This window comes from Brevibacterium sediminis (assembly GCF_024895295.1).
Classification (GTDB): domain Bacteria; phylum Actinomycetota; class Actinomycetes; order Actinomycetales; family Brevibacteriaceae; genus Brevibacterium; species Brevibacterium sediminis.
In genome coordinates this window covers 67,896-93,575 of record NZ_JAHQRN010000001.1, presented here as the reverse complement: position 1 = coordinate 93,575, position 25,680 = coordinate 67,896, and the positions used below count along the sequence as shown (strand labels likewise).

Annotated in this window: 23 protein-coding genes; 11 read left to right on the top strand and 12 right to left on the bottom strand. The window is 64.4% G+C overall.

Annotation, left to right across the window (positions count from 1 at the left end; genetic code table 11):
- Nucleotides 1-83 precede the first annotated feature (83 nt).
- A complete protein-coding gene (locus tag KTJ89_RS00425) occupies nt 84-1,127 on the top strand; it encodes an ABC transporter substrate-binding protein (protein WP_139469626.1) in 1,044 nt (347 codons plus the stop codon).
- Nucleotides 1,128-1,130: 3 nt separating this feature from the next.
- Entirely contained in the window at nt 1,131-3,266 is a 2,136-nt protein-coding gene (locus KTJ89_RS00420; RefSeq protein WP_259356571.1) for an iron ABC transporter permease, read from the top strand.
- Nucleotides 3,267-3,426: 160 nt separating this feature from the next.
- Here the strand turns inward: KTJ89_RS00420 and KTJ89_RS00415 are convergent, their stop codons facing one another.
- Nucleotides 3,427-4,791, bottom strand: a complete 1,365-nt coding sequence (locus tag KTJ89_RS00415) for an SLC13 family permease (protein WP_259356570.1) — start codon at nt 4,789-4,791, stop codon at nt 3,427-3,429.
- 70 nt (nt 4,792-4,861) lie between these two features.
- The gene (locus tag KTJ89_RS00410) at nt 4,862-5,995 is read right to left on the bottom strand and encodes a PrpF domain-containing protein (protein WP_259356569.1); all 1,134 of its coding nucleotides are present in this window, start codon (nt 5,993-5,995) and stop codon (nt 4,862-4,864) included.
- A 113-nt stretch (nt 5,996-6,108) separates the two neighbouring features.
- On the opposite strand from KTJ89_RS00410, the gene KTJ89_RS00405 reads away from it, so the two are divergent.
- The gene (locus KTJ89_RS00405) at nt 6,109-7,026 is read left to right on the top strand and encodes a LysR family transcriptional regulator (RefSeq protein WP_259356568.1); all 918 of its coding nucleotides are present in this window, start codon (nt 6,109-6,111) and stop codon (nt 7,024-7,026) included.
- A 69-nt stretch (nt 7,027-7,095) separates the two neighbouring features.
- On the opposite strand, the gene KTJ89_RS00400 is transcribed toward KTJ89_RS00405, so the two are convergent.
- A complete protein-coding gene (locus KTJ89_RS00400; protein WP_139907403.1) occupies nt 7,096-8,007 on the bottom strand; it encodes a LysR family transcriptional regulator in 912 nt (303 codons plus the stop codon).
- A gap of 64 nt (nt 8,008-8,071) precedes the next feature.
- Here KTJ89_RS00400 and KTJ89_RS00395 point away from each other — a divergent pair, with 64 nt between their 5' ends.
- From KTJ89_RS00395 to iadA, 7 genes are all read left to right on the top strand, one after another.
- Nucleotides 8,072-9,553, top strand: a complete 1,482-nt coding sequence (locus tag KTJ89_RS00395; RefSeq protein WP_259356567.1) for a malate:quinone oxidoreductase — start codon at nt 8,072-8,074, stop codon at nt 9,551-9,553.
- 212 nt (nt 9,554-9,765) lie between these two features.
- On the top strand, nt 9,766-11,328 hold the full coding sequence (locus KTJ89_RS00390) for an ABC transporter substrate-binding protein (RefSeq protein ID WP_139469632.1): 1,563 nt from the start codon (nt 9,766-9,768) through the stop codon (nt 11,326-11,328).
- Between the two features lie 101 nt (nt 11,329-11,429).
- Nucleotides 11,430-12,443, top strand: a complete 1,014-nt coding sequence (locus KTJ89_RS00385; protein WP_259356862.1) for an ABC transporter permease — start codon at nt 11,430-11,432, stop codon at nt 12,441-12,443.
- Complete coding sequence (locus KTJ89_RS00380) at nt 12,440-13,372, top strand: ABC transporter permease (RefSeq protein WP_259356566.1); 933 nt, start codon at nt 12,440-12,442, stop codon at nt 13,370-13,372. Before KTJ89_RS00385 ends, KTJ89_RS00380 begins: the two co-directional genes overlap by 4 nt.
- Nucleotides 13,369-14,160, top strand: coding sequence for an ABC transporter ATP-binding protein (locus tag KTJ89_RS00375; RefSeq protein WP_139469634.1), 792 nt, complete (start codon nt 13,369-13,371; stop codon nt 14,158-14,160). Before KTJ89_RS00380 ends, KTJ89_RS00375 begins: the two co-directional genes overlap by 4 nt.
- Nucleotides 14,157-14,993, top strand: coding sequence for an ABC transporter ATP-binding protein (locus KTJ89_RS00370; protein WP_259356565.1), 837 nt, complete (start codon nt 14,157-14,159; stop codon nt 14,991-14,993). Before KTJ89_RS00375 ends, KTJ89_RS00370 begins: the two co-directional genes overlap by 4 nt.
- Nucleotides 14,994-15,043: 50 nt before the next feature.
- A complete protein-coding gene (gene iadA / locus KTJ89_RS00365) occupies nt 15,044-16,198 on the top strand; it encodes a beta-aspartyl-peptidase (protein WP_259356564.1) in 1,155 nt (384 codons plus the stop codon).
- A 6-nt stretch (nt 16,199-16,204) separates the two neighbouring features.
- On the opposite strand, the gene KTJ89_RS00360 is transcribed toward iadA, so the two are convergent.
- The gene (locus tag KTJ89_RS00360; protein ID WP_259356563.1) at nt 16,205-17,116 is read right to left on the bottom strand and encodes a helix-turn-helix domain-containing protein; all 912 of its coding nucleotides are present in this window, start codon (nt 17,114-17,116) and stop codon (nt 16,205-16,207) included.
- Between the two features lie 18 nt (nt 17,117-17,134).
- On the opposite strand from KTJ89_RS00360, the gene KTJ89_RS00355 reads away from it, so the two are divergent.
- On the top strand, nt 17,135-17,557 hold the full coding sequence (locus KTJ89_RS00355; protein ID WP_259356562.1) for a VOC family protein: 423 nt from the start codon (nt 17,135-17,137) through the stop codon (nt 17,555-17,557).
- Nucleotides 17,558-17,586: 29 nt separating this feature from the next.
- On the opposite strand, the gene KTJ89_RS00350 is transcribed toward KTJ89_RS00355, so the two are convergent.
- The 8 genes from KTJ89_RS00350 to KTJ89_RS00315 all read right to left on the bottom strand — a co-directional run bounded on the left by KTJ89_RS00350 (nt 17,587) and on the right by KTJ89_RS00315 (nt 25,490).
- A complete protein-coding gene (locus KTJ89_RS00350) occupies nt 17,587-18,171 on the bottom strand; it encodes a hypothetical protein (protein ID WP_259356561.1) in 585 nt (194 codons plus the stop codon).
- Nucleotide 18,172: 1 nt separating this feature from the next.
- On the bottom strand, nt 18,173-19,711 hold the full coding sequence (locus KTJ89_RS00345; protein ID WP_139907398.1) for a sodium/proline symporter: 1,539 nt from the start codon (nt 19,709-19,711) through the stop codon (nt 18,173-18,175).
- Nucleotides 19,708-19,914 (bottom strand): hypothetical protein, encoded by a 207-nt coding sequence (locus tag KTJ89_RS00340; RefSeq protein ID WP_139469641.1) that lies wholly within the window; start codon nt 19,912-19,914, stop codon nt 19,708-19,710. Before KTJ89_RS00340 ends, KTJ89_RS00345 begins: the two co-directional genes overlap by 4 nt.
- 166 nt (nt 19,915-20,080) lie before the next feature.
- The gene (locus tag KTJ89_RS00335; protein WP_259356560.1) at nt 20,081-21,676 is read right to left on the bottom strand and encodes a molybdopterin-dependent oxidoreductase; all 1,596 of its coding nucleotides are present in this window, start codon (nt 21,674-21,676) and stop codon (nt 20,081-20,083) included.
- A gap of 23 nt (nt 21,677-21,699) precedes the next feature.
- Nucleotides 21,700-22,026, bottom strand: a complete 327-nt coding sequence (locus KTJ89_RS00330) for a hypothetical protein (protein ID WP_172168675.1) — start codon at nt 22,024-22,026, stop codon at nt 21,700-21,702.
- 53 nt (nt 22,027-22,079) lie between these two features.
- Nucleotides 22,080-23,597 (bottom strand): aldehyde dehydrogenase family protein, encoded by a 1,518-nt coding sequence (locus KTJ89_RS00325; protein ID WP_259356559.1) that lies wholly within the window; start codon nt 23,595-23,597, stop codon nt 22,080-22,082.
- Nucleotides 23,594-24,490, bottom strand: a complete 897-nt coding sequence (locus KTJ89_RS00320) for a dihydrodipicolinate synthase family protein (protein WP_259356558.1) — start codon at nt 24,488-24,490, stop codon at nt 23,594-23,596. The genes KTJ89_RS00325 and KTJ89_RS00320 overlap by 4 nt, the downstream gene beginning before the upstream one ends.
- Nucleotides 24,491-24,707: 217 nt before the next feature.
- A complete protein-coding gene (locus KTJ89_RS00315) occupies nt 24,708-25,490 on the bottom strand; it encodes a Bax inhibitor-1/YccA family protein (RefSeq protein ID WP_259356861.1) in 783 nt (260 codons plus the stop codon).
- Nucleotides 25,491-25,680: the final 190 nt, after the last annotated feature.

Here is a 25,680-nt window from a genome sequence, read left to right as displayed (position 1 = left end):
ACCCCACCGCACCTTCTGACAGTCACACCCAGAAATCGCACCACCTCATCTCCGATCGCCGATCGGTTCACAGAAAGAACACCATGACCAGAACACCTCTGTCACGCACCTCGTTCGCCGCCTTCGCCTCGGCAACGGCGGTCTGCGCACTGGCCCTGACCGGGTGCGGCACCACCGATACCGACGCCCCTGCTGATGCGAAGGGACAGACCTCCGCATCGTGCGCGGACGACTCGAGCACCACCTCGGCGGATCCGGTCACTGTCACCGACGACACCGGCCACGAGATCGAACTGGACAAGCCGGCAGCGAAGGTCGTCTCTCTCGAATGGCAGTACACCGAGGATCTTCTCTCGCTCTGCGTCGATCCCGCCGCCGTCGCCGATGCGAAGGGCTTCACCACCTGGGACACGGCAGAGAAGCTGCCCGACTCCACCACCGACGTCGGCACTCGCCAGGAACCCAACGTCGAATCGATCCTGTCGGCCGATCCGGATCTCGTCATCATCGAAACGACGAACCGCAAGGACAAGATCGTCGGTCAGCTCGAGAAGCAGGGAATCCCTGTGATGGCGATGGCCGGCGCCGACGGCAAGGATCCCGTCAAGTACATGAAGGACACGTTCACCACCGTCGCCGAGGCGACCGGTCGCACCGAGCGCGCCGACACCGTGCTCGGCGATTTCGATGCGAAGCTCGAAGAATCGAAGAAGGCCATCGCCGAGGCGGACCCGGCCACCACCGAATTCGTCTACTTCGACGGCTGGGTCAACGGTTCGAATGTGGCGCTGCGTCCCTTCGGCCAGGGTTCACTCATCGGCGAACTCGGCGAGGAACTGGGCCTGAAGAACGCGTGGACCGGTGAGGTCGACCCCGCGTACGGACTCGGCCAGACCGATATCGAAGGCATCTCGAAGGTCGGTGACGCGAACTTCTTCTACACCGGGACCGAGGACCCTGAGTCCGAGGACTATGTGGAGCTGCTGAAGAAGAACGACATCTGGGCGAACATCCCCGCAGTGAAGGACGACCGCACCACGGCCTTCCCGGCAGGCATTTGGACCTTCGGCGGACCCAAGTCGTCCGAGCAGGCCCTCGACGCCTACGTCGACGCACTGACCAAGTAGACCGTGGCCTCTCCCCTGACCCGTCCGAACACCTCCCAGCAGACGGCTGCGGCACCGGAACCGACCATGGTTCCGGTCCGCGGCCGCGGAATCGTCGGTGCCCTGTCGACCGCCGCCGCACTGCTCGGCCTCATTGCCGTCCTCGTCATCGCCTCCGCCTGGCATATCACGCAGGGCACCTCGGGCATCGGCATCAGGGAACTGTTCACGGCCGTGACCGGCACGCTCTCCCCCGCCGAGGATGGCCCCAGTGCCCGTGACATCCTCCTCGGATCCCGGCTGCCGCGCGTGGGGGCGGGCATCCTCGTCGGCCTCGCCTTGGGTGTGGCCGGCGCCCTGTTCCAATCGCTGGCGCGCAACCCCTTGGCATCGCCGGACACGCTGGCGGTCACCGGCGGTGCGTACTTCGCCGTCACCGTGGTCACTGCCTTCGGCATTGCGATTCCGATCTGGGCCTCGGGAGGGGTCGCCTTCCTCGGCGGCCTGCTTGCCGCAGCCCTGGTCCTCGGCCTGGCCGGAGGCGCAGGAGCCTCGACGACTCGGCTCGTGCTGGCGGGCACGGCCACGGCGATGGCGCTGCAGGCGGCGACATCGACTCTGCTCATCCTCTTCGCCGAAGAGACGACGAGTCTCTTCTCCTGGGGTTCGGGCACTCTCAATCAGCTCGACGGGACCGCGGCCCTGCGCAGCATTCCCGTCATCGCTGTCATCGCCGGCGGTGCGATCCTGCTGTCGAGGCGTCTGGACCTGCTCGGTCTCGGCGACGACGCCGCCTCGGTGCTCGGGGTTCCGGTCAGGTCGACGCGGGCCATCGGGATCCTCCTCGCCGTCATGCTCACCGCCACTGCGGTGACCCTGGCCGGTCCGATCGGCTTCGTCGGCCTCTGTGCCCCGGTCATCGCCCGGCTCCTCGCCCGCGTCGTACCGAGCCTCGGCCGTCATGCCGTGCTCTTTCCCGCCGCCGGTCTCATCGGTGCGATCATCGTCATCGTCGCCGATGCCCTCCTGCGCGCGATCGTCGGCGCCACCGAGGCGATCACCCTCCCTTCGGGAGTGACGACGACTGTGATCGGGGCGATCGTGCTCGTTCTTCTGGCGCGATCGATGCGCACGGCATCACCGGCCGCGGCCACCTCGGCGGCGAACTCGGCTGTGGTCGGTCCGCGACGTGCCGGGCTCGTCATCGGCATCGGCGTCATGGTCCTCATCCTCGTCGCCGTGACCGGTCTGCTCACCGGGGAACGGTTCTACCTCCTCGGCGATGTGCTGCTGTGGTTCCAGGACCGGGCGGCACCCGTCATCGACTTCGCCTTCGATTCTCGGGCGCCCCGCGTCGCCGCTGCCCTGGCTGCCGGTGCCGCGCTCGGGCTCTCCGGCACTCTCGTCCAGGCCAGTGCGCGCAACCCTCTGGCCGAACCCGGCCTGCTCGGCATCACGGGTGGAGCCGGGCTGGGTGCCGTCATCGTCGTCACCCTCATCCCCGGCGCCGGGGTCGGGCTCGTCTCTGCGGTCGGCATCGTGGGCGCCCTGGTCGCCTTCGCCATCGTCTACGGGCTCTCGTGGCGCGGCGGAATGAATACCGATCGTCTCGTCCTCATCGGCATCGGGCTGTGGTTCGGGTTCACCGCGCTGACCACGCTGTTCCTCGTCCGCGCGAATCCCTGGGACACGCCTGCCCTCTTCACGTGGCTGTCCGGATCGACGTACGGAAGGGCGTGGGCGGATATCGCACCGGTCGCCCTCGCCCTGCTCGTCGCCGTACCGCTGGCGTTCGTGTGGACGCGCGAGCTCGACCTGCTCGCCCTTGATGATGACACCCCACGACTGGTCGGGGTTCCGCGTGAACCGGTGCGTCTGGCGGTGCTCATCACTGCCGCCGTGCTCGCTGCGGTGAGCGTATCGGCTGTCGGCGTCGTCGGATTCATCGGCCTCGTCGCCCCGCACGCTGCGCGCGCTCTGGTCGGCGCCCGTCATATCCGGGTCGTGCCCACGGCGATGCTGCTCGGAGCCGTGGGTCTCGTCGTCGCCGACGCCGTGGGGCGCACGGTCATCGCTCCGGCGCAGATACCGGCCGGTCTCATCGTCGCCCTCATCGGCGCCCCGTACTTCGTCTACCTGCTGGCACGCACCCGCGCCTGACATTGCGTGAGACTCGCAAGGTCCCGCGCTGCTCCTCGCCTGCCCGGTCGCCTTGCAATTCGATGTGCACTCTCCAGCCGATCCGAGTAACGATCAGCAGATGAAAGGTCGCCGCCGAGTCACGATGGCATTCGGCGGCGACCTGTGTATCGTTCGGTTGTCAGATGATTCCCGTCGGCACCAGCAGAGCCCACGCAAGAAGCGGGGCGATGAGGACGACGAACCCGGCGTAGATCATGAGGTCGCGCCAGATTGTTTTGGCTTCGCCGCCCTGTGTGTTGGCAATGATGAGCGCACCGTCTGTCGAGAACGGAGAGACATCGACGATCGTCGCCGATACCGCGAGCGCCGACATGACGGCTGTCGCGCTGAGGGCACTCTGCTCGAGCAGAGGGATGGACATCGGAATCAGGGCGGTGAGCAGCGCAGTCGAGGATGCGAAGGCAGAACTCACTCCGATGACGTAGCAGAGGACGATCGCGACGATGAGTGGAGCACCAATTGCCACCGCCATCTTCGAGAGCGAATCGATGACGCCGGCGTGGGTGAGCAGGCTGACATAGACGATCATGCCCGACACCAGAAGGACGGTCGACCACGAGATTCCTGAGACGAGGTTCTCGGAGCTCTTCAAGGAGGTGAACGCCAGCACGAGTCCGCACGCCAGTCCGAGGAAGCCGATCGGCAGCTCGAATCCGACCGCGCCGACAACCATGACGACGATGAGGCCTATGGTCAGCCACACCTGACGAGTCATCGGCGATGTCGCTGTGCGCACCTCGGTCTCTACTGCGACTGCCGTTCCAGAACCGCTTCCCTGCCGAGGCAACCTACCGTCAGAGTCGGGCCCTTTGCTTCCCACACCGGAGTCTCCATAAGCTCCCCAACTCTCAAGGTTGTCCGGGTCGGGCACTGTACGCAGTCGCCCGAGGGCCTTCATCACGACGACAGTGAGAATAGTGACCAACAAGTTGATGACATAGGCTGCGAGGAAGAGAGCCCCGCCGTTGATCTCGAAGCCATTGGCCTCGGCAATGTCACGAACAATGTTTCCGGACACGGAGATCGGTGAGAACCCACCGGCGTGTGCGCCGTTGATGACCATCGCTCCCATGACTACTCCGCTGTAGCCGGTCGAGGCACAGAAGCCCATGGCTGCCGGTGCCAGCAGAGCAACTGCGGCGGGAGAGAATGTGCCCATCGCCGTCAGCAGCGAGGAGACGACGAAGAAGATCCACGGCACGATATTGATACGACCCCGGACTGCGCGGATAGCCAGATCCACGAGGACCCTGATGGTCCCGTTCTTCTGGGCGATGCTGAAGAAGAAAGTCACGCCGACGATCGTCAGCACGATGCTCGCGGGAAACTCCTCAAGGATCTCCTTGTCATCCATGCCGAAGACGAAGGTGCCGAAGACGAAAGCCCCGACGAGGCCCATGATCCCGATATTGATGGGCCATTTGGTGGCGGCGATGAACATCACCACCAGCACCACGAGCATGAGTATCTGAACTAGGGACATGGGTGTTCCTCCAACTTCATTGTCAGCTGATCTTCCTTGAAAAGATTCAGGTATTCCTAGGGACGGTCGTTCATGAGGCCAGGGGCAGATCTATGTCTGCGTGGGCAATCCGCCGCGCCACCCGTCTGACTCCGAGACGAGCGACTTGCCCCGACCCGGTGAGCTGAACTCGACAGACGATGACTCCGACGGGGGTGCCGATTCGGATAGCCACCTCGTCGTCGGCGTCGGTGTGCTGAAGAGCCCGCTTGTCGATGACGTCATTGACAAGACTTCCTTCCACGAATGAAGCCCGTGCCAGGGCGATCGCCGAAGTGATTCCGATTGCGGGATGCAGATCGAACATCGAAACCATCCGCGCAGAGATGTCGTAATCTCCGGCGGAGATCCTCTCTCCGGAGATGCTGGTGTAGTCGGACGGCGGCGCGATGAGGCCCACCTTGGGTACGGCGGGGCTCGGCTCCTCGCCTTCGGCGCTCAGTCCCATTGACCTCGATGCGGCCGATCGAATCTCGACGAGCTCATTGAGTCTCAGACGGATCTCCGCGGTCGGCTCGGCCCCGGACAGTCCGAGCTCAGCGGCACTGACGAAGCAAGCCGGAGCACCGGCGTCGATGCAGCTGACGGTGATCGAAACTCCGTCGCAACTCACCTCGGTGGCTGCCTCTCCGGTCGGCAGCAGCTCGCCGGTTGAAGCACCGTCGACGTTTTCGAAGAAGACGTTGACCGGAATGCCCGGCATCGAGCTTCCCGGTATCGTTTCGGAGCCGTTCGATGGAATCTTCTTTCCGGGTGTAGCTACATGAGCGACCACGACGGAACGAGTATTCTCATTCACCATCCTCACCGGAGTGACTTCGCCGCCAGGTCGGACCAATCCGTTTTGGACCGCGTAGAGCGCGACAGCCGAAGCGCAATTGCCGCAGTTCGACGTGAACTCGACCGCCGACCGGCCGATTCCGACCTGCGCGAACAGGTAGCTGACGTCGATGCCGGGGATCGCCGACGGCGAAATGACGGCAGCCTTGGAGGTCGTCGAGGAAGCCCCACCGACTCCGTTGAGCTGACGGTCATCTCCCGACCCGAAGGCCGCAGACAAGGCTTGCGCGATCCCAGCTCTGTCCGCCGGCATCTCGTCATTGGCGAACAACCAGCACTTGGACGTTCCGCCTCTGTACCACTGTCCGTGGAGCTGACTTTCCACTCGCTTCTCCTTGGTCCATCGCCGCTGTCTGCGACGACGAACATCAAGTTTTCACATCGTCTAGTTAAGTTCAATCAACACTTGGTAACCTCTCTATAAGCTACGCTTAAACTATGAGTTCAGCGCCCTACAACGTCGACCGCCTCCTCCTGCTGCTTCTCGTCTTTCGGACAGGCAGCCTCTCCGCCGCCGCCGATGAACTCGCGTTATCGACCTCGGCTGTGTCGCAGCAGATCAGCAAACTGGAACGCGAAGTAGGCCTTCCGCTTGTCGTCCGTCACCCGAAGGGCATGCGCCTGACAGATGCCGGAGTCAAGCTCTCGTCTTATGCGGCGACCATCGACAATGCGCTCACGGCCGCAAGGAACGACATGTCCGCGTTTGCTCAGCTCGACCGAGGCGAAGTTCGGATTGCCACATTTCCGACCTTCGCCGCGTCGGTGATGCCGAAGATCCTTCAGCATTTCCATGAACTGCATCCAGACCTCGATGTGACGGTCAAGAGTTACCGTCTCGACCGCATCCAAGAGGCGCTCGAACGCCGCGAAGTCGATCTCGCGACAGTGTGGGACTACCCCTGGGCACCGATCGACGACCAGATCCCCGTGACGACGCTGCTCAAAGAGCCCACGATGCTGCTTCTGCCATCAACTCACGCCTTGGCACGACGCAGAGTCGTGGAGCTCAAAGAGGTGGCGGACAATCCATGGATCACTCGCTCTTCCCACCCCGTGGCCTCGGTGCTCGGACGGATATGCAGTGATGCCGGGTTCGCGCCGCGCATCGTCTTCGAGGCCAATGACTACCAAGAGCTTCTGGGCATGGTCGCCGCCGGACTGGGGGTGGCCATCGCCCCTCGCCTTGCAGTCCATTTTCATAGCCCCGACGTGAAGGTCGTCTCCATCAGAGGAAATCCAGCGCCGAGACGCATCGTCCTTTCCCAACTGCCCGAACGAGTGCCATCACCGGCCGTGCTGTCTCTGGTTCGCGCATTCCGCAAGATCGCCAGCGCGAAGGAATGGCGGACCTAGCAGCTCCCTCCGACTCCAGGACCGAGCTTCCTCACAAGCGACGGCCTCAACGATGTACGCACTTTCGCTTCAGCCCCCGATTGCCCACGCGGCCGCGTGCTCGCGGATGAAGTCGCGGAGGCGCTCGACGACGCGGCCGGGCCGGCGCACGGCCGAACACAGCGCGATCTCACGCACATAATCGGATCCGTCCAGAGCCACCTCGGTGATTCCGTCGACCGGACGCACCGCCGGCGGGATCAATGCCACACCCATTCCACGGCCGACGAATTCGCGGATCGTCGAGAACTCGGTGACCTCGATCTTCACCTCCGGATCGAATCCGCTGGCCTGACACCAGCGGTCGGTCAGCACCCGGAGGTTGTAACTCGCAGGGGTGGCGATGAATTCCTCGGACGCCAACCGATCCAGGGTGATGCTGCGGACACCTGCCAGCGGGTGCACATCGGGCAGCGCCGCGATGATCGTCTGTCGTGCGAGCACCTCGTGGCTGACCTCGGGCGGCGGCGGAATGATGATCGCCAGATCGAGAGTGCCCCGCTGCAGATCAGCGACGAGCTCGGCACCGTGGGCTTGTTTGAGATCGAGGCGGATGCCAGGATGAGCCCGGTTGAAAGCCGCGAGCAGGTCGGGCACCTCACCGGCGCCCATCGTCAGCGGAAATCCGAACCGAATCGTGCCGTGCTCGGGATCGGCCACCTCGGCGAGATCGGCCAGCGCCGCATCGATCTCCGTCAGCGGGGCACGCACCGCAGCCACGAGATCCAGCGCTGCCGTCGTCAGACCGATGGCGCGTCCGCGCGGAACGGTCAATGGCACCCCGAGGTGGCTTTCGAGGGCGCGGATACGTCGGCTCATCGTGGATTGGGGTATGCCGAGGGCGGCGGCGGCCTCGGTCAGATGCCCGTCCTGATCGGCAAGCTCGACGAGTTCCCGCAGCGCCGTCAGCGGCGCCGCGCGGGACTCGGATGATCGTTCCATATTCGGATCATACAGTTCCGATCGCGCATTGGACGGATGATTCATGGGGGCGCATGGTGAGAATATGACTGCGAACCCCAAGCACACCGACCAGCTGCCCGATGCCGATGTCGTCCTCATCGGCGCGGGCATCATGTCCGCGACTCTCGGTTCGATGCTGACTCTGCTCGATCCCGATCTGCGGATCCTCGTTCTGGAGAAGGCCGAAGACATCGCCGGAGAGAGCAGCGACCCGTGGAACAATGCCGGCACCGGGCATTCGGGGTACTGCGAACTCAACTACATGCCTGACCCCGCCGATGGCGCGAAACCGGCAGAGATCGCCGGACAATTCCACCTCACCCGCCAATGGTGGGCCCATCTCGTCCGACTCGGGCTCCTCGACCCAGCGGAATTCATCCACTCGGCCCCACACATGAACCTCGTCTTCGGGGACACGGACGTCACCTACCTGCGTCGACGCGTTGACACCCTGAAAGCTGACCCGCTGTTCTCCGCAATGGAGTACACAGAGGATCCGGACACTATCGCCCGGTGGGCTCCCCTGCCGATGGAGGGACGAGCCGACAGCGACGAGCCCATGGCGGCGGCCCGTCACCCTCGCGGCACCGATGTCGATTTCGGCGCTCTGACTTCGGCACTGCTGAGCATCGGGTCCACCGAGGTGCGCACGGGGCACACAGTGACCGGGCTCGAATCGCGCACATCGGGCTGGACGGTCAGCGGATCGACACCGGCGGGACCGTTCGCCGTGCACGCGAAAACCGTGTTCGTCGGTGCCGGCGGCTTCGCGCTGCGACTCCTGCAGAAAGCCAGGATCCCCGAAGTCCGCGGCTGCGCCGTCCTGCCGGTCGGGGCCGCTTTCTACCGGTGCTCGACTCCGTCGGTCGTCTCCCGCCATGATGCGAAGGTTTACGGTCAGGCCGATGTGGGCGCCCCGCCGATGTCGGTCCCGCATCTGGACCGCAGAGTTGTCGACGGCAAGGAGCATCTGCTGTTCGGCCCCTACGCGACCTTCAGCACGAAGCTGCTCAAGCACGGCCGCCTCTCCGACTTCTTCACGACGGTGCGGCCCGACAACCTGCATGTCATCGCGGCCGCCGGTCTGCAGAACCTCAGTCTCGTGTCGTTCCTCGTCAAGGAGCTCGCCGCCAGCCCGTCCCGGAAATTCGCACAGCTGCGACGCTATCTGCCCCTGGCCCGACGCAATGAGTGGACCCTGTTGCCGGCCGGGCAGAGGGCCCAGCTGGTCAAACCGGAACGGCAGAAGATCGGCGTCCTGCAGCAGGGCACCGAACTCGTCGTCTCCGCCGACGGCTCGATCGCGGGTCTGCTCGGGGCCTCCCCCGGAGCATCGACGGCGGTGCCGATCATGGTCGATCTGCTCAAGCAGGCCTTCCCCGCCCAATGGCACGACAGCTGGGGGTCCCAGATCGCCGAGGCGGTCCCCGACCTCGATCGCACCGACTGGACCGCCGAGGCGGTCGCTCGTTCCCACGCCACGACCGATGGAGCGCTCGGCCTGTCCCCGGTCAACTTCGCGTGACCCGCGCGGACTTCCGCTGCGCGTACTCGGCCAGCGGACGGCGAGGCAATCGCCTGTCGACATAAGCCGCAGATCAGAGACCTCATTCCACTGCTTGTGCCGTTGGCGGAAGTGCACAGTGGAAATCCGACAGCTTTGTGGCAGGTTGAATTGCATGGGAGGGCTTTCGACTCTAATGTGACTCACAACACTTACTGTTAGGGAGATCACACATGAGGCGTCTGACCCGCAATTTCGTCGCAATCTGCTCCACTCTCGCACTGACCGCCGGACTCGCCGCCTGCGGCAGCGGCTCCGACGAAGCCGGCGGCGCCGGCGACACGATCGTGGCCGAGACCGCCTTCAATCTCAAGACGATCGACCCGCATCGACAATTCGAGTTCACCGGTTCGACGATCGACAGCGCCATCTACCAGACGGCGCTCGAATTCGAGGACGGTGACCTCACCAAGCCCACCGATGGCCTCTGCTCATTCGAAATGTCCGAGGACAGCAAGGAGATGACGCTGACCCTCAAAGACGAGGATGCGAAATTCTCCAACGGCGATCCCGTCACCGCCGACGACATCGTCTTCTCCTTCGAACGCCTTCAGGGCATCAAGGGCAACCCCTCGTTCTTCCTCGACGGGGTCAAGGTGAAGAAGGTCGACGACAAGACGGTCACGCTCACCAGCGCAGAGCCCAACCCTGCACTGCCCTACATCCTCCCCAACTCCTCGATCGGCATCGTCAATTCGAAGGTGGTCAAGGAGAACGAGGGAACCACAGATGAGAAGGACGGCGCCGAACAGTTCCTCAATGAGAACTCACAGGGCTCGGGACCGTACAAGGTGGAGAAGTACGACGCCGACAGCCAGGTCGTGCTGACCGCGAACGAGCATTACAACGGTCCGGAACCGAAGTACAAGCGAGTGGTCCTGCGCAATGTCTCCGCAGAGACGCAGCTGACCGACATCCAGTCGGGTCAGGCGCAGGTCGCCTACGACCTCAACGCCGATCAGGCGAAGCAGATCGATGAGTCGATGGGCAAGATCTCCAGCCTGCCCTCGACTCGCAGCCTCTACATCTTCAACAACGCCGATGAGAAGATCGGCGGCCCCGCAGCGGACCCGAACTTCCGCAAGGCCGTCATGGCGGCGATCGACTACGACAAACTCATCGACCTCGCAGGGAAGGGATCCCAGCGCATGGCCAGTCTCGTGCCGAACGAGTTCGTCGGTGCCGTCCCGAAGGACGAGGCTCCTGAACGCGACCTCGAGAAGGCGAAGAAGCTGCTGAAGGAGGCTGGCTACGACGGAGAGAAGGTCCCCTTCCACTATTCGAGTGATCAGGCCGTCAATGGAGTCGACCTCGCACAGCTCGCCGAAACCCTGCAGGCGCAGCTGAAGGAGGCCGGCATCAACCTCGATCTCAAACCTGCTCCGAGCTCGACTCAGCTCGACGGCTTCCGCTCTGCCAAACAGCCGATGGGCATCGGAACCTGGGGCGCGGACTTCCCCGATCCGACGAACTACAACGTCTTCATTCCCGGCGGCGACGTTGCCGATCGCGTGAACTGGAGCGAGGACCCGAAGCTGAAGAAGCTTGCGGACGAAGCTGCCAAGGCGAAGGGTGACGCGCGCGATGCCGCCTACGCGAAGCTGTTCAAGGCGACCACCGACACCGCGGTGTGGATCCCGCTCGTCCAGCCGGTCAGCACCGTCGCCGTCGGTTCGAGCATTGAGAAGTTCGTCTCCAACGCCGACATCTCGTTCGACTTCGCAAAGGCAGAGTGAGGATGGCGGAAGCCACCACAGCGCCGCACGATACTGATGTCGCGTCCGCTTCTGGTGAGGCGGACGCGGCGCAACGAGTCAGACCACCGAAGCTCCACCCACTGCTCCGGTTCATCCTCATTCGGATCGGGATTTCGCTCATTCTGATCTGGGGCGTGACCGTGGTGACGTTCCTGCTCACCAACCTCGTGCCCACCGATCCGGTCGCCGCCATCCTCGGTGACCGGGCCGCGGCAGATCCCGAGATCGTCGCGCAGACACGGGAGAAGCTCGGACTCGACCAACCGCTCCTCGTCCAGTACTTCACGTATCTGGGAAATCTGCTGCAGGGAGATCTGGGTGTCTCCAATCAGACCCGCACACCCGTGCTCGCCTCGGTCGGACAGGTCTTCCCCGCATCGATCGAGCTTGGCATCGGAGCGATTCTCATCTCAGTGATCCTCGGACTGCTGCTCGGTCTGCTCAGTGCTCTCAAACAGAACAGTCTCGTCGACCACGCCATCCGCACCCTCAGCCTCATCGGCATCTCGGCACCGACTTTCTGGATCGCCACCGTCGCCTACTTCGTCTTCTTCTTCAGACTTCGAGTCGTCCCCGGCGCCGGTCGGCTCGACCCCTGGATCACCCCACCGCCGAAAGTGACCGGCCTCTACACGCTCGACTCGCTCTTGGCGGGTCAGATGGCGACTTTCGCCAATGCGCTGGGCCACCTCATTCTGCCGTCGTGCGTTCTCGCCCTCTTCACCATCGGCCTGCTCACACGTTTCAGCCGTTCGAGCGTCCTCGACATCATCAGGCTCGACTACGTCACCGCCGCCAAGGCGAAAGGGCTGCCGGCTCGGACAGTGGTCTTCAAATACATCTTCCGCGGCGCGCTGGTCCCGATCATCACCGTCGTCGGTCTGGCCTTCGGCTCCCTGCTCTCCGGAGCTGTGCTGACTGAGACCGTCTTCGCCTGGAACGGACTCGGCCAATATGCCTACCGGGGAGCGACAACGCTCGACCTGCCCGTCATCATGGGCGTCGGCCTCGTCATCGGCATCGTCTATATCCTCGTGAACTTCATCGTCGACCTGATCTACGGCTTCGTGGATCCGAGAGTGAGGGTGAGATGAGCATCGGCACCCCGAAACAGCCCGCCAATGCCCCCATCACCGAGGCGGCCCGCCGCGATCCCGTCGACCCCGGACTCAAAAGGTGGCAGATCCGCTTCCCGAAAGCCCTGCGCACTCCGCTGGGGATCGTGGGCGGTGGAATCCTCGTGCTCTGGCTGATCGCAGCGATCTTCGCACCGCTGCTGGCGCCGTTCGATGCTCTGGCGCAGAACTTTCCGAGGCTCTCGGCTCCCAACGGGGAGAATTTGCTCGGTACCGACACACTGGGCCGAGACGTGCTCTCCCGCATCCTCGTTGCTGCCCGCACCACCTTGCCCGCCGCGGTGTTCGTCGTCATCTGCTCTGCGCTGCTCGGCTCGGTCCTCGGGGCCATTGCCGGATACTTCGGTCGAGCCGTCGACGAGATCATCATGCGCATCGCCGATCTGGTGTTCGCCTTCCCCACGATCATCCTCGCCATGGTCATCGCAGCCGCCCTCGGTCCGGGCTTGAAGAACGCGATAATCGCGATCCTGCTCGTCTCCTGGCCGTCCTACGCGCGTGTCACCAGATCGCTGGTGATGACAGCGCGGGGCAGTGAGTACGTCATCGCCGGACGCCTGCTCGGATTCAGCGCGGGCAGATCACTGGCCCGCGAAATCGCACCGAACGTCATCTCTCCCGTCGTCGTGCTCGCCACCCTCGATGTCGGTTCGGCGATCCTCACCATGGCAGGACTGTCGTTTCTGTCTCTCGGTGCCGTTCCGCCGACCCCCGATTGGGGCGCAATGATCAGCGAAGGCGTCTCTCAGTTCGCTGCCTGGTGGATCGCCTTCTTCCCCGGCCTCTGCATCCTCACCATCGTCATGGCGTTCAACTTCATCGGCGACAGTCTGCGCGACACCCTCGATCCCCATACCGCCCAGGAAGTCGGTGAGACGACCTCATGAGCATGATCAGCATCAGAGACCTCAACCTGTCGGTCACTGCAGGCAAGAAGACCACTCATATCCTCAAAGACGTCTCGTTCGACCTCGAAGCAGGTCGCATCACCGGTGTCGCAGGTGCGTCTGGATCCGGCAAGACCCAGACCGGTCTGGCCGTCATGGGGCTCTCGCCCGCGGGCGCGGAACTGAGCGGAAGCATCGATTTCGACGGAGTCGAACTGGTGGGAATGCCCGCCAAGCAGCACAACCGCCTGCGCGGAGTGCAGCTGTCGATGGTCTTTCAGGATCCGGCCTCGGCGTTCCATCCCATGCTCACGGTCGGCGACCAGATCACCGACCACCTTCGACACCACCAGAAAGTGTCGAAGAAAGACGCCCTGGCCAAAGCCGTCGAGATCCTCGGCCGAACCAGGGTGCCGCACCCGAAGGAGGCGGTGAAGAAGTACCCGCACCAGTTCTCCGGCGGACAGCTGCAGCGAATCGCTTTCGCCTCGGCGATCATCTGCGATCCGAAGGTGCTCATCGCCGACGAACCGACCACAGCACTCGATGTCACAGTGCAGGCAGGCATCCTTCGGCTGCTGCGTGAACTCTGCGACGATCTCGACCTCGCCGTGCTGCTGGTCACCCACGACTTCGGAGTGCTCTCCTCGGTCGCGGACACCATCGTGGTCATGAAGAACGGCGTCGTCGTCGAAACCGGTGAACGGGAGGCGGTCATCACTGCTCCTCAACACGAATACACGCGTTCGCTCATCGAATCGCTGCCAGGAGCGGAGGTCTCCCCATGACATCGATCGACCAGGCCCCGGCCGCCGCCACCGCTCACTCCCCCGCAGCAGGGGCTCCGCTCCTGGAACTCGATTCCGTGGCATGCGAATACAAACTCGACGGCGGCGGCCGCTTCCGAGCCGTCAACGGAGTGTCTCTGCAACTGGGTCGTTCGGAGGTGCTCGGGCTCGTCGGCGAATCCGGCTGCGGCAAATCGACGCTGGCCAAACTCATCTGCGGGTTAGAGAAGCCGGCAGACGGCACCGTCACCTTCGACGGTCATCCGGTCAGAGCGCTCGGGCTGAAGAAGAGAGCGAAGGAACTGCTCGGCATTCAGATGGTCTTCCAGAACCCCTACGCGTCGCTCAATCCGCGCAGGCGGATCCGCGACCAGCTCGACGATGCGCTGGCCCTCAATCCTGACGGCGGTTGGACCGTGGAATCGCTGTTGGACGCCGTCGACCTGCCTGCCGACTCCGCACAGCGCTATTCGCATTCGTTCTCCGGCGGACAGAGGCAGCGCATCGCCATCGCTCGTGCCCTGGCGGCGGGTCCGAAAGTGCTCGTCGGTGATGAACCCATCGCCTCTCTCGATGCGTTCCTCCAAGCGCGGATCGCTCGGATGATGCGCGACCTCGCCATCGACTCCGGTGCCTCGATGATCTTCATCAGCCACGATCTCTCAGTCGTTCGCGATATCGCAGACAGGGTCGCAGTGATGGAAGCCGGACGCATCGTCGAAGTCGCCCCGACCGACCAGATCTGGAACGATCCGCAGCACCCGTATACGAAGAAGCTCCTGGCCGCGATTCCCCAGGTCGACGGCAAGGGAATCATCCCCGGCGGCGACTGATCTGCCAAGCAGCCGGCGGTCCCGAGCGACATCGAAAGGACACGAGAGTCATGGTCATCCTGATTCGCGGGGCGGAGATCTGTGCCCCCGAGCCGCTCGGAGTGCGCGACATCCTCGTGGAGGGCTCACGTATCGCCCACCTCGGCCAGGTGGATCGCGACATAGTCGCGCAGTTGCCGGATTCGGCAGTCATCGATGCCGACGGCCTGACTGCTGTGCCCGGTTTCATCGACCCCCATGTGCACATCATCGGAGGCGGAGGCGAAGGCGGATACGCGACCCGCACTCCCGAGATCGACATCGGCGACATCATCCGCGCAGGAGTGACCACTGTCGTCGGCTGTCTCGGCACCGACTCCATCACCCGCTCTCACCGCGGCCTCCTTGCCAAAGCACGAGGCCTCGAGGAAGAGGGCATCACGACATTCGTCTACACCGGCAGCTACCAGCTTCCGGCACGAACTGTCACCGGTTCCGTCGCCGACGACATCGTCCTCATCGACAAAGTGATCGGGGCCGGCGAGATCGCCATCTCCGAAAGGCGGTCGTTCCAACCGACGATCGAAGAACTCGCCGACATCGTCAGCCAATGCCATGTCGGCGGGCTGCTCAGCGGAAAGGCCGGTGTCACCCACTTCCACGTCGGATCGCATTCGACTCGGCTCGCACCCCTGCATCGTCTCCTCGACGATTATCCGATTGCCCCGCCCGCCGTGTATGCCACCCACATCACCCGTGATGACGAGCTCATCGCCGAGGCGGTCGACCTCGCGGCCAAAGGCGCCTTCGTCGACATGACCGCCGGAGCGTCCACCGTCGAAGCGGTGAAGAAGTTCGTTGAATTCGGCGGCCATCTCGACCGACTCACCCTGTCCTCGGACGCCAACGGCAGCCTGCCGAAGTTCGATGCTCACGGACGTCTGACGGAACTCCAGGTGGCAAACCAGACGACGCTGTACGACCAGGTGTGGGCGTGCGCTGATTCCAGCGGCCTGCCCCTGTCGCAGGTTCTTTCGTTCGTCACCGCCAACACTGCAGACGCCCTGAAGCTCCCCCGCAAGGGACGAATCCGTCCGGGCGGTGACGCCGATCTGCTGCTCGTCGACGCAGAGCACTCAATCGAGCACGGATTCGCACTGGGCCGGCCGACCATCAGCAGGGGCGAGCTGCTGGTCAGAAGCACATTCGATCAGAGGCCACGCTGAACCCGGTCAGCCTCGCGTGACCCGCGCGGACTTCCGCTGCGCGTACTCGGCAGGGCTGAAACCGGTGACGCGAACGAAATCCGTGCTGAAGTGCGATTGATCGAACCATCCGAAGTGCGCGCCGAGGTCGGCCAGAGTTCCGTCCCACCCGCGGTCGATCGCTGCGACCGCGTCGATGATCCGTGCCCTGGCCAAGACCTTCTTCACCCCGACTCCGCAGAAGCTGCTGAATATCCGCTGCAGCGTACGCTCACCGATATCGGCTCTCTCCGAGAGGACCTTCAGGCTCACGACTTCGGGGTCGGACAGGATGTCGAGCACCCGCTTCAACCGTTCGAACGACGGAGTCATCTGCGGCCGCCAGGACAGCAGCCAGCTTTCCACCGATGCGGCCAATTCGCTGAAGTCGGGCGCCCCGGCACTCTGCGACTGCGCAAACATCTCAGAGAGTCCGAGGTCGGCATCCAACCTCGGAAACCACAGTTCGGCAGGGACGGTCGAATCACGGATGCTCGCCGGCTGCTCCTCGGAGAACGCCAGTGTCGCACCCGGCTGAAAGTTCACGCCGAAGACTCCGCCGCGTCCGAAGATTCCCACATCGAAGCGCCGTTTGGTGACCGGACCGGTCACCCATGCCCCAGGCCCGTCCACGTGCGCCCGCCGGCTGTCGCCGAACTCGAAGGTCAGATGGATGGTCGGTTCGGACAAGGTAGCCGTCTGATAGCTCTCGCCCTCCGGCAGATCCCATTCGACGGCCCAATATCGTTTGACGAAGGGGCGCAGGCGCTCGGCGACGACACGAACGGACGAATAACGCGCATGCTCGAGCATCTCCCCCGGCTTGAGCACACGTCCGAAGAAGTGCTGCGGCATCTCTTCACCCGGTGACGCATTTTTCCTAGTGACGTCGTCGTCCATGGCACAAGAATGTCAGACATGATCGAAACACAGAAGACCGACACCGCCGCGACCACCGCCGACAACTCCGCCCCATCACCCGTCGCCACACTGGCGATGGTCACTCTTGACGCCCCGAACGCTGCCGTTCTCGGAGAGTTCTACTCTTCCGTCCTCGGCTGGCCCATCGCCTATTCGGACGAGAACTATGCCATGCTCACTGGTCCCAGCCATGCACTGGGCATCGGCACGATCCCGGACTATCAGCGACCGAGCTGGCCCGACGACGGACACAAGCAGTTCCACCTCGACCTCGCCGCCGACGACATCCATGCGGCAGCCGATCGCTGCGTCGAACTCGGAGCCACCCGGGCCGAACCGCAGCCCGGTGAGACCTGGGTCGTGCTCCTCGATCCCGCCGGTCATCCGTTCTGCATCTCGGACGCAGAGAACTGGGGCTGAGCATCCCCGCAGACCTGACAGCCGAGCCCTCAGCTCCGCCCGACCTTGTCCACCCGCACAATGTAGTGAGACCCATCGAGACCATCGACGAGGATCGTGGCCACATGCTTCGCATTCCCTCCGGAGACGATCCAGTTGGGTTTGAGCACTCCGCGCAGACCGCCCGCCGGAGCGATCTCGATGCCCATTCCGAGCTTCACCGTCTTGACGACTTTCGCACGCGCCAATGATCGCGCGGTCCGCTCCGCCTCGTCCCGAGTCGGCAGCGGTCCCGACTGCTCGCCGATCAGACGGGGCCACTCCGATGATCCCACCGTGGTGCCACGAGGGGTGAAGTCGGCGATCATGCCCCTACCCGACACTGCATTGACGAGCACATCCATGCGCTGCTCCGGCCCGGCTGCGCTCCGCCGGAGGAGTCCGCGAGTACGCACGTCGAGGGCAGCCCACCAGAACGGATGATGCACCGCTTGGACCTCGGCGAGCGCGTCAGGGAGTTTGCGCTGGAAGACGGCGAGCGCCTCGGCGGCGGTGACGTGCGGGTCCATCCGCACCGGACCCTCAGTCTGCAGATCCGGGCCGACCGGGCGCCCGGTTCCGATCTCGGCACTCATCTCAGACGTCCTTCGGAACCTGACCGGCCAGGGAATCGTTCTGACCGGTGAGCATGTGTGCTGGGATCGCGCCGATCTTGTCGGTCTCCTTCATCGCCTCGAGGACGTGGGCAGGCACCGGATGCGAACGTTGAGTGGCCAGGGAGACGAGGATGAGGGCCAGGGTCGAGCACACGATACCGACTCCCATCGGGTCGACTCCTGTGACGTCGACGAGTCCCGTCAGCTGCCAGACGACGGACGACACGGTGCCGGCGATCATCGACCAGATCGCTCCGGGCACGTTCGCCTTCTTCCACCAGGCGGCGGCGATGTAGACGGGGACGAACGCGGCACCGAGCACCGTGGTCGAGAAGATGACCACCTCGGCGACGGCCGGCGGATCGTTCACGGCGACGAAGTAACCGATGATCGCCAGCACAAGAACGGTGAACCGGGAGACCCAGACGGACTGCTGGTCGGACATGTCCTTCTTGAAGAAGCGTTGGAACAGATCCTGGCTGGCGATCGTGCCCGACTGCAGCAGCAGAGCGTCGGCTGTGGACATGATCGCAGCCATGATTCCGGCCATGACGATGCCCACGGCGAAGTTCGGCAGCACAGTGTCTGCGACTTCGAAGACCGCGAGCTCCGGATTGTCCAGAGTCGGCAGCAGGATGAGCGCCATGATGCCGACGATGTAGGGAGCGGGGATGAACAGCAGGTTGAAGCCGGTGGCGTAGAGGCTGGCGCGCCTGGCCACCGAGGGCCGCTTCATCGCCATATGGCTGACGTTGACATGCGGCCAGCCCATATAGCCGATGGAGAAGACGAGGACGGCGCCGACGATGACTCCCCATTGGACGGATTCGATCCCGTCCGGTCCCCACATGGTCAGCAGGTTCGGATTGATCTGTCCGACCGCCTCGTTGCCGGCTGTCCACCCGCCCACGGCCTGCAGACATCCGATGAGGATCCACACCATGCCGATGAGCATGATGATCGCCTGCACGAAGTCGGTGTAGGCCACGGCGAGGTAGCCGCCGAGGAAGGTGTAGAAGACGATTACGCCGACGGCGATGAGCAGCGCCCAGGCATATGGAATGCCGGTGACCATCTCGAGTCCGCGCCCGCCGGCGATGAACTGACTCATCACATAGAAGAAGATGCAGAACAGGGCGACCGGCGCGGCGATCGCGCGGATCCACTTCGACGGATACCGATGTTCGAGGTATTCGATCGAGGTGAGTGACCCGAGGATCTGGGAGAGCTTGCGCATCCGCCGGCCCAGGATCGAGAGGTTGAGGACACCGCCGCCGATGTCGCCCATCGCGTACCACAGAGAGAAGTAGCCCTTCGTATACGCCAGCGATCCCGCACCGAGGAACATGTACCCCGACATCGACGACGACTGCAGGCGCAGAGCCGTGACCGCAGCGCCCAGGCTGCGACCGCCGAGCAGATATCCCTCGCTGCCCTTCGACCCGATCTTGAGCGTCCACACGCCGATCCCGGCCATGGCGACGAAGTAGATGACGAGGAACCAGGTTTCGATGTTCATGCCGCTCCCCCGTTTCCTTTCGCCGAGGCGGCCCCGCCGTCTCGTCCGTCGGCTCCGTTCGCGGTTCTCGCCAGGGCCTGATCCTCAGCCATGTCCTCGGCCTTCCAACCTCGGGAGAGGAAGACGAAGACGAGGGTGTAGATCACCCAGATCGCGGGGATGCCGACGATGATGACGACCGTCGCCGTCGGAAGACCGAACACGTTGACCACCTCGTTGTGATGCGGGAATACAGATGATGTGAGTGAGATTACAAGTTATCGCGAGAAGCCTGAGTCTGCAGCGCCGAGTTCGCATGGTGGGAACGCGGGGCACGACTGTCTGACCGACCTGTCGGTTCGATGCGCATGTCCGTTCCGCAGCGCGGGCTCACTCAACGGTGAACTGGCGCTCGTGGAGTCCCGTCGCGGCACCCGGAATGGCGGGCCGGCGTTCCGAGGTCTGCACGTTTCCGTCCTGGTCGACCGCGCGCACGCTGACCGTGTGCGTGCCGGTGCTCAGTCCCGTGTGCTCGCATCGCCACTGGCGCCAGGTGTCGGCGGTGAGTTCTTCGCTGAGTTCCGCTTCCGCCCAGTCGCCGTTGTCGATGCGCACCTGCACCTTCTCGATGCCGGTGTGCTGCGCCCAGGCCATGCCTGCGGTGACGACCCGGTCGCCGCTCTTGGGCGTGACAGTGGCACCGGGGCGGGGCACGTCGATGCGCGAGGCCACCAGCACGGGTCCGTGCGTGGCCCAGCCGCGCGTCGTCCAATAGGCCTCTTTGTCCGCGAACCGGGTGATTTCGAGATCGGTCACCCATTTCGTTGCCGAGACGTAGCCGTAGAGTCCGGGGACGACCAGGCGTGCCGGGTATCCGTGGTCGCGTGGCAGAGCATGACCGTTCATGGCTACGGCCAGCAGGGCCGCGCGATCGTCGGTGAGCACTTCGAGTGGGGTGGAGGCGGTGAATCCGTCATCGGAGCCCGAGAGCACCATGTCCGCGCCGGAGTGCGGTTTCGCTCGTGCCAGCAGGTCCCGGATCGGATAGCCCAGCCATTTCGCATTGCCCACCAGGTCGCCGCCGACCTCGTTCGAGACGCAGGCCAGGGTCACATAGTGCTCCTGGAGCGGGAGGTCGAGGAGTTCGGCCATCGTGATCGTGTACTCGTGCTCGACCATGCCGTGGACGCGCAGCATCCATGTTCCCGCGTCGATCGACGGCGGGAAGAGCGCTGTGTCGATGCGGTAGAAATCCTGGGTCTCGGTGACCAGCGGGGTCAGTCCGGGAACGTCGAGTTCCGCTCCGGTGGGAATCTCCGGCGCCGAGGCGGCCGGTTGTGGGAGGACGAGCTTCGTCACCGTGCCTGCCGCACTGCGGGTCAGTGTGGCCGCGGACTGCCCGGCCGCGATGGCGGCGATGCCGACCGCGCTCAGTCCCGCGGCCAGCCCGAAGAAGGCCCGTCGACCCGGCCTGGCCGGAGTTCGATGCTGCGTGTCGGCTCCGGCTTCCTCGGTGTCGGAGCGAGCCTCAGTGCCTCCACCGGTGCGAGCCGGGACAGTCGCGAGGTGGAGGAGGACGAGGAAGGCTGCGGCCCCGGCGGCGATTCCGCCGAGACTCGGCAGGGTGGCCACAAGCCCGGCACCGGAGCTGAAGCCGACGACGGCAGGCAGCAGGCCGAAACCGATGAGCAGGACGAGCGCCAGAGCGCGACGGCGAGCGCCGATCCACCCGATGATCGCACCGCACCCGGCACCGCCTGCCACGATGGTGATGACGAGGGCGAGTTTGTCGTGAGTGCCGAAGACCGCGATCGCGGACTTGATGAGCACGGTCGGCATCAGCGGGATGAGTGCCTGGCCGATGAGCAGAGCAGGAGCCGACGCCACGTCCAGGCTGCGGGCGATGAGTTCGGCCGTGCCGAAATAGATGAGCGTCGCGACGACCCCGGCGAGTACGGACGGCCACGTGCGCTGAGTGCTCCCCACCAGGCCCTCCCTCTCCCTCATGTTCAGGCCAGGTTTCGACGCAGGCGCACGGCCGCCTCGGTGAGGGCGCTGATGCGGTTCTCGCGATCGGGTTCGGGCAGTGTCCGAGCCGAACGCAGTCCGTGTTCGAGGAGCACGACGACCTGGTCCGCGAGGTTCTGATCGCCGAGTTCGGGGACCGGCCGGGCATCGGATCCGATCCATGAGAACTCGGCCAGGGCCTCACGGATGACAGCACGTCTGCTCGGTGCCGGTGGGGCCGCCTCGTCGAGTTGGGCAGTGGTCAGGGAGATGATCCGGATGCGCAGGCGGCGCACCTCGGTCTCGAGTTCCGCCGCTGCCGTGGTCATGGACTCATGATAGTCCTCGTCGATGGGAACAGCGGCGGAACCCCAGACGATGATCAGGTGTCGGCCACCCAGACGGTCATGGTTTCCTGATAGGTGTCCAGGGCTTCCGGGCCGTTGTCGCGGCCCCAGAATCCGGACTGTCGCAGTCCGCCGAACGGCGTGGCTTCGCTGCCTTCGCTGTAGCCGTTGATCGCGAGGGTGCCCACGCGGATCCGGCTCGCCCACCACCGCACTTGGGCGATATCCTCGCACCACACGCTCGACGCCAGCCCATAGGGTTCGCCGTTGATGAGGTCCACAGCGTCGTCGCGATTGGTGCGTCGCAGCAGCTGGGTCACGGGGCCGAAGATCTCCCCACGGCCGAGTTCGCTGGCATCGGGCACGCCTTCGATGACGGTCGGCGGATACCAGGTGCCGATGTCGGGGACGTCGGCACGGGTGTTGAGGATCCGCGCTCCCTTCTCCACGGCTTCGTCGACCCAGGCGGTGATGCGATCGCGGGCGCGAGCATTGATCACCGGGCCGACGTCCGTATCGGCGTCGAACGGATCGCCGACGGTGAGTGCCTCGGTCGCGGTGATGAGTGCGGTGCGGAACTCGGCGAACCTCTCGTCATCGTCGCCGACGTAGATCACCCGAGAGGCGGCGGTGCAGTTCTGGCCGCTGGTGCCGAAGGACGCACCGGCGATGTCGGCGGCGATCGCCTCGAAATCCGTGGCGTGTGCGGAGTCGACGATATAACCGGCCCGTCCGCCGAGTTCGAGGGACACCTTCTTGAGGTTCGAACGGGCCGAGGACTCGAGGAAGGACCTGCCGACGGGTCCCGAACCGGTGAAGGTGAGCACGTCGATGTCGTTGTGCAGACCCATCGCGGCGCCGATCGCTGAGCCGGTGCCGGTGAGGACGTTGAGAATGCCGTCGGGCACCCCTGCCTCGGTGGCGAGCCTGGCGAGGTGGAGGGCGCTGAGCGTCGAATCCTCAGAGGTCTTGACGACCATCGCGTTGCCGGCGGCCAGCGCCGGGGCGATCTTCCAGCCGAGCATGGCCACGGGATAGTTCCACGGCAGGATCGCTCCGACGACCCCGCTGGGCACCTTCGTCACCCAGCCCCAACCGTCAGGATTCTGCAGGTAGCGTCCGTCGTCGCGCGAGATGAGGTCGGCGCTCAGTCTGAGGTTCGCGGCGACATCGGGGACGTCTTCCTCGACGCTGCCGAGGGCGACCTTTCCGGCTTCGATGCCGTCGAGGTAGGCGATCTCTGCGGCATCGGCTTCGACGAGGTCGGCGAGGCGACGCAGCACCCGCGCCCGCAGCTTCGCGTCTCCTGCCCAGTCGGCCTCGTTGAAGGCGGTGCGCGCTGTGGCGACGGTGTCATCGAGCTGCTGAACGCTGGCCGCGGACAGGCTTCCGATCACTGTTCCGTCGCTCGGTGAGATGAGACCGATCTCGTCGCCGGTGCCGGTGACGGCGCGGCCGCCGATCCACTGTCCGAAATTGCCGTCGATGATGGCCCGAAGCGCGGTTCGACCGCGGTCCATGAGGGTGTTGTCTGCTGAAGTCGTGGTGCTCATGCTGCGTGTTTCCTCTCCAGTTCGGCGATCGCGTCGAGCAGCGACGCCAATGAGTCAGGGCTGGCTGTCGGCAGGGGTGGACGCACCGGTCCCTGTTCGCGGCCGGTTCGGCCGAGCGCCTGTTTGATGAGTGAGATGAAGGCGGAGTCGCCCTCGATGAGTCCGAGGGCATGCCCGAGGCTTCTCCACAGGTCGACGGCCCCGGCCCAGTCACCTCTGTCGGCGAGCTCCCACAGTCTCTGGCAGTGCTCGGGCAGCAGCCACGCCGAGGCTGCCACCCAGCCGCTGGCGCCCTGGGCGAAGCCCACGAGGGCGATTCCGTCGGCCCCGACAAAGATCTCGGTGTCCTCGCCGAGGCGGTCGCGCAGCTCCCGGATCCTTGTGGCTTCGCCGGAGGTCTCTTTGACGCTCCAGAGTCGGCCGGTTTGCTGGAGCGCGGCGAGGTGGTCCGGGAGCAGGTCGGTGCCGGTGGAGTGGGGATTGTTGTAGACCATGACCGGCAGTTCGGACGCGGTCAGCACCGGGTGCAAGGCGGCGATGACGGCGTCTGGTTCGAGTCCGCCGTAGAAGGGAGGGGTGACCATGACGGCGTCGGCGCCCCAGCTGGCGGCATCCGAGATCTGGGCCGACATCTCTGCCGGGGTGTAGGCCATACAGCCGATGACCACGTGCGCCCGACCGTCGACGGCGGAGACGATGGTCTTGATCTGTGCTTCCCGCTCAGCGGCGCTGAGTGCCAGCGCCTCCCCCGTGGCGCCGAGGCCGAGAAGCCCGGTCACTCCTGAGGCGAGCACCTCCTCGACGCGACTGCCCAGGGCGTCGAGGTTCTGGTCTCCGTCGTCGGAGTAGGGGGTCGTCGGAACGGCGAACACACCGCGCATCGGATTCGTCATCGAATCGTCCTCTCAGGCCATGAGGTCTCTGGTCCGCGCTTCATCGATGAAGACGGTCCGCCGACGCTTCTCGTCGGTATCTCTGACGATAGGCAGAAAAGTGATCACAAGCAATGGGCAGCTCGCAAAGCACGACGAAGGGCGGATCCCCTTCTCGGGGATCCGCCCTTCGTTCAGCGTTCGGCCGCGACCCACTTGCGTGGGGCGAGCACGTCTCTCAGTCTCTGAAGTAGGAGATCAGGCGCAGAATCTCAATGTAGAGCCAGATGAGGGTGACCATGAGGGAGAACGCGCACATCCAGGAGTACTTCTCCGGGATCTTGTGCTTGACGCCCTCTTCGATCATCTGGAAGTCCATGATCAAGGTCATCGCGGCGAGCACGGTGGCCACAAGACCGATGACGATGCCCAGAGGGATGCCGAAGATCTCCATGCTGCGGACCCCTCCGGTTCCGAAGGCCAACCCGAAGACGAGGTTGACGATCGAGAAGATCGCGTAGCCGCCGACGGCGATCACCATGAACTTCATCATCTTCGAGCCGTAGCGCACGCCCTTGAACTTGAAGAGGGCGAGCATGATCGCGAAGACGCTGAGAGTGGCGAGCACGGCCTGGACGACGATGCCGGAGTACAAGGACTCGAAGATCGCGGAGATGCCGCCGAGGAACACACCCTCGAACACGGCATAGCTGATGATCAGGGCCTTGTTCGGTTCCTTCTTGAAGGCGTTGACGAGGCCGAGGACGAGGCCGATGAGCATCGCCGGGAGGGCGAGGACAGGCACGAACCAGCCGACGACGGCACCGGCGAGGAGGATGGCGAAGAGCACACCGGTCTTCATCATCACATCGTCATAGGTCATCGCACGGTCGGCGACCTGGGGCCCGGCATTGCGGTTCTCCGCGGCAGGCTGGTTGAAGAGGTTGTTGAGCTCCTGATCGGACATGACCGGCTGGTTGCGTCCGGCCTGGGCGCCCTGGTTGATCGCCCGGTTCATCATGGGGTTACTCACGGTCGAGATCCTTTCGATCTGAGTAGAATATGCGCAGCCGGGAGGCCGCACAGATGATCGTTCACGGTCACAGTCTAACCGGACGGTCTGGACGGGAACTGAGGATTCCCGCCTGCAGCGTCCGACGTTGCACGATCGTGATGCTGTGGTGGACAACACCCGATCGTGCGCGAGAATT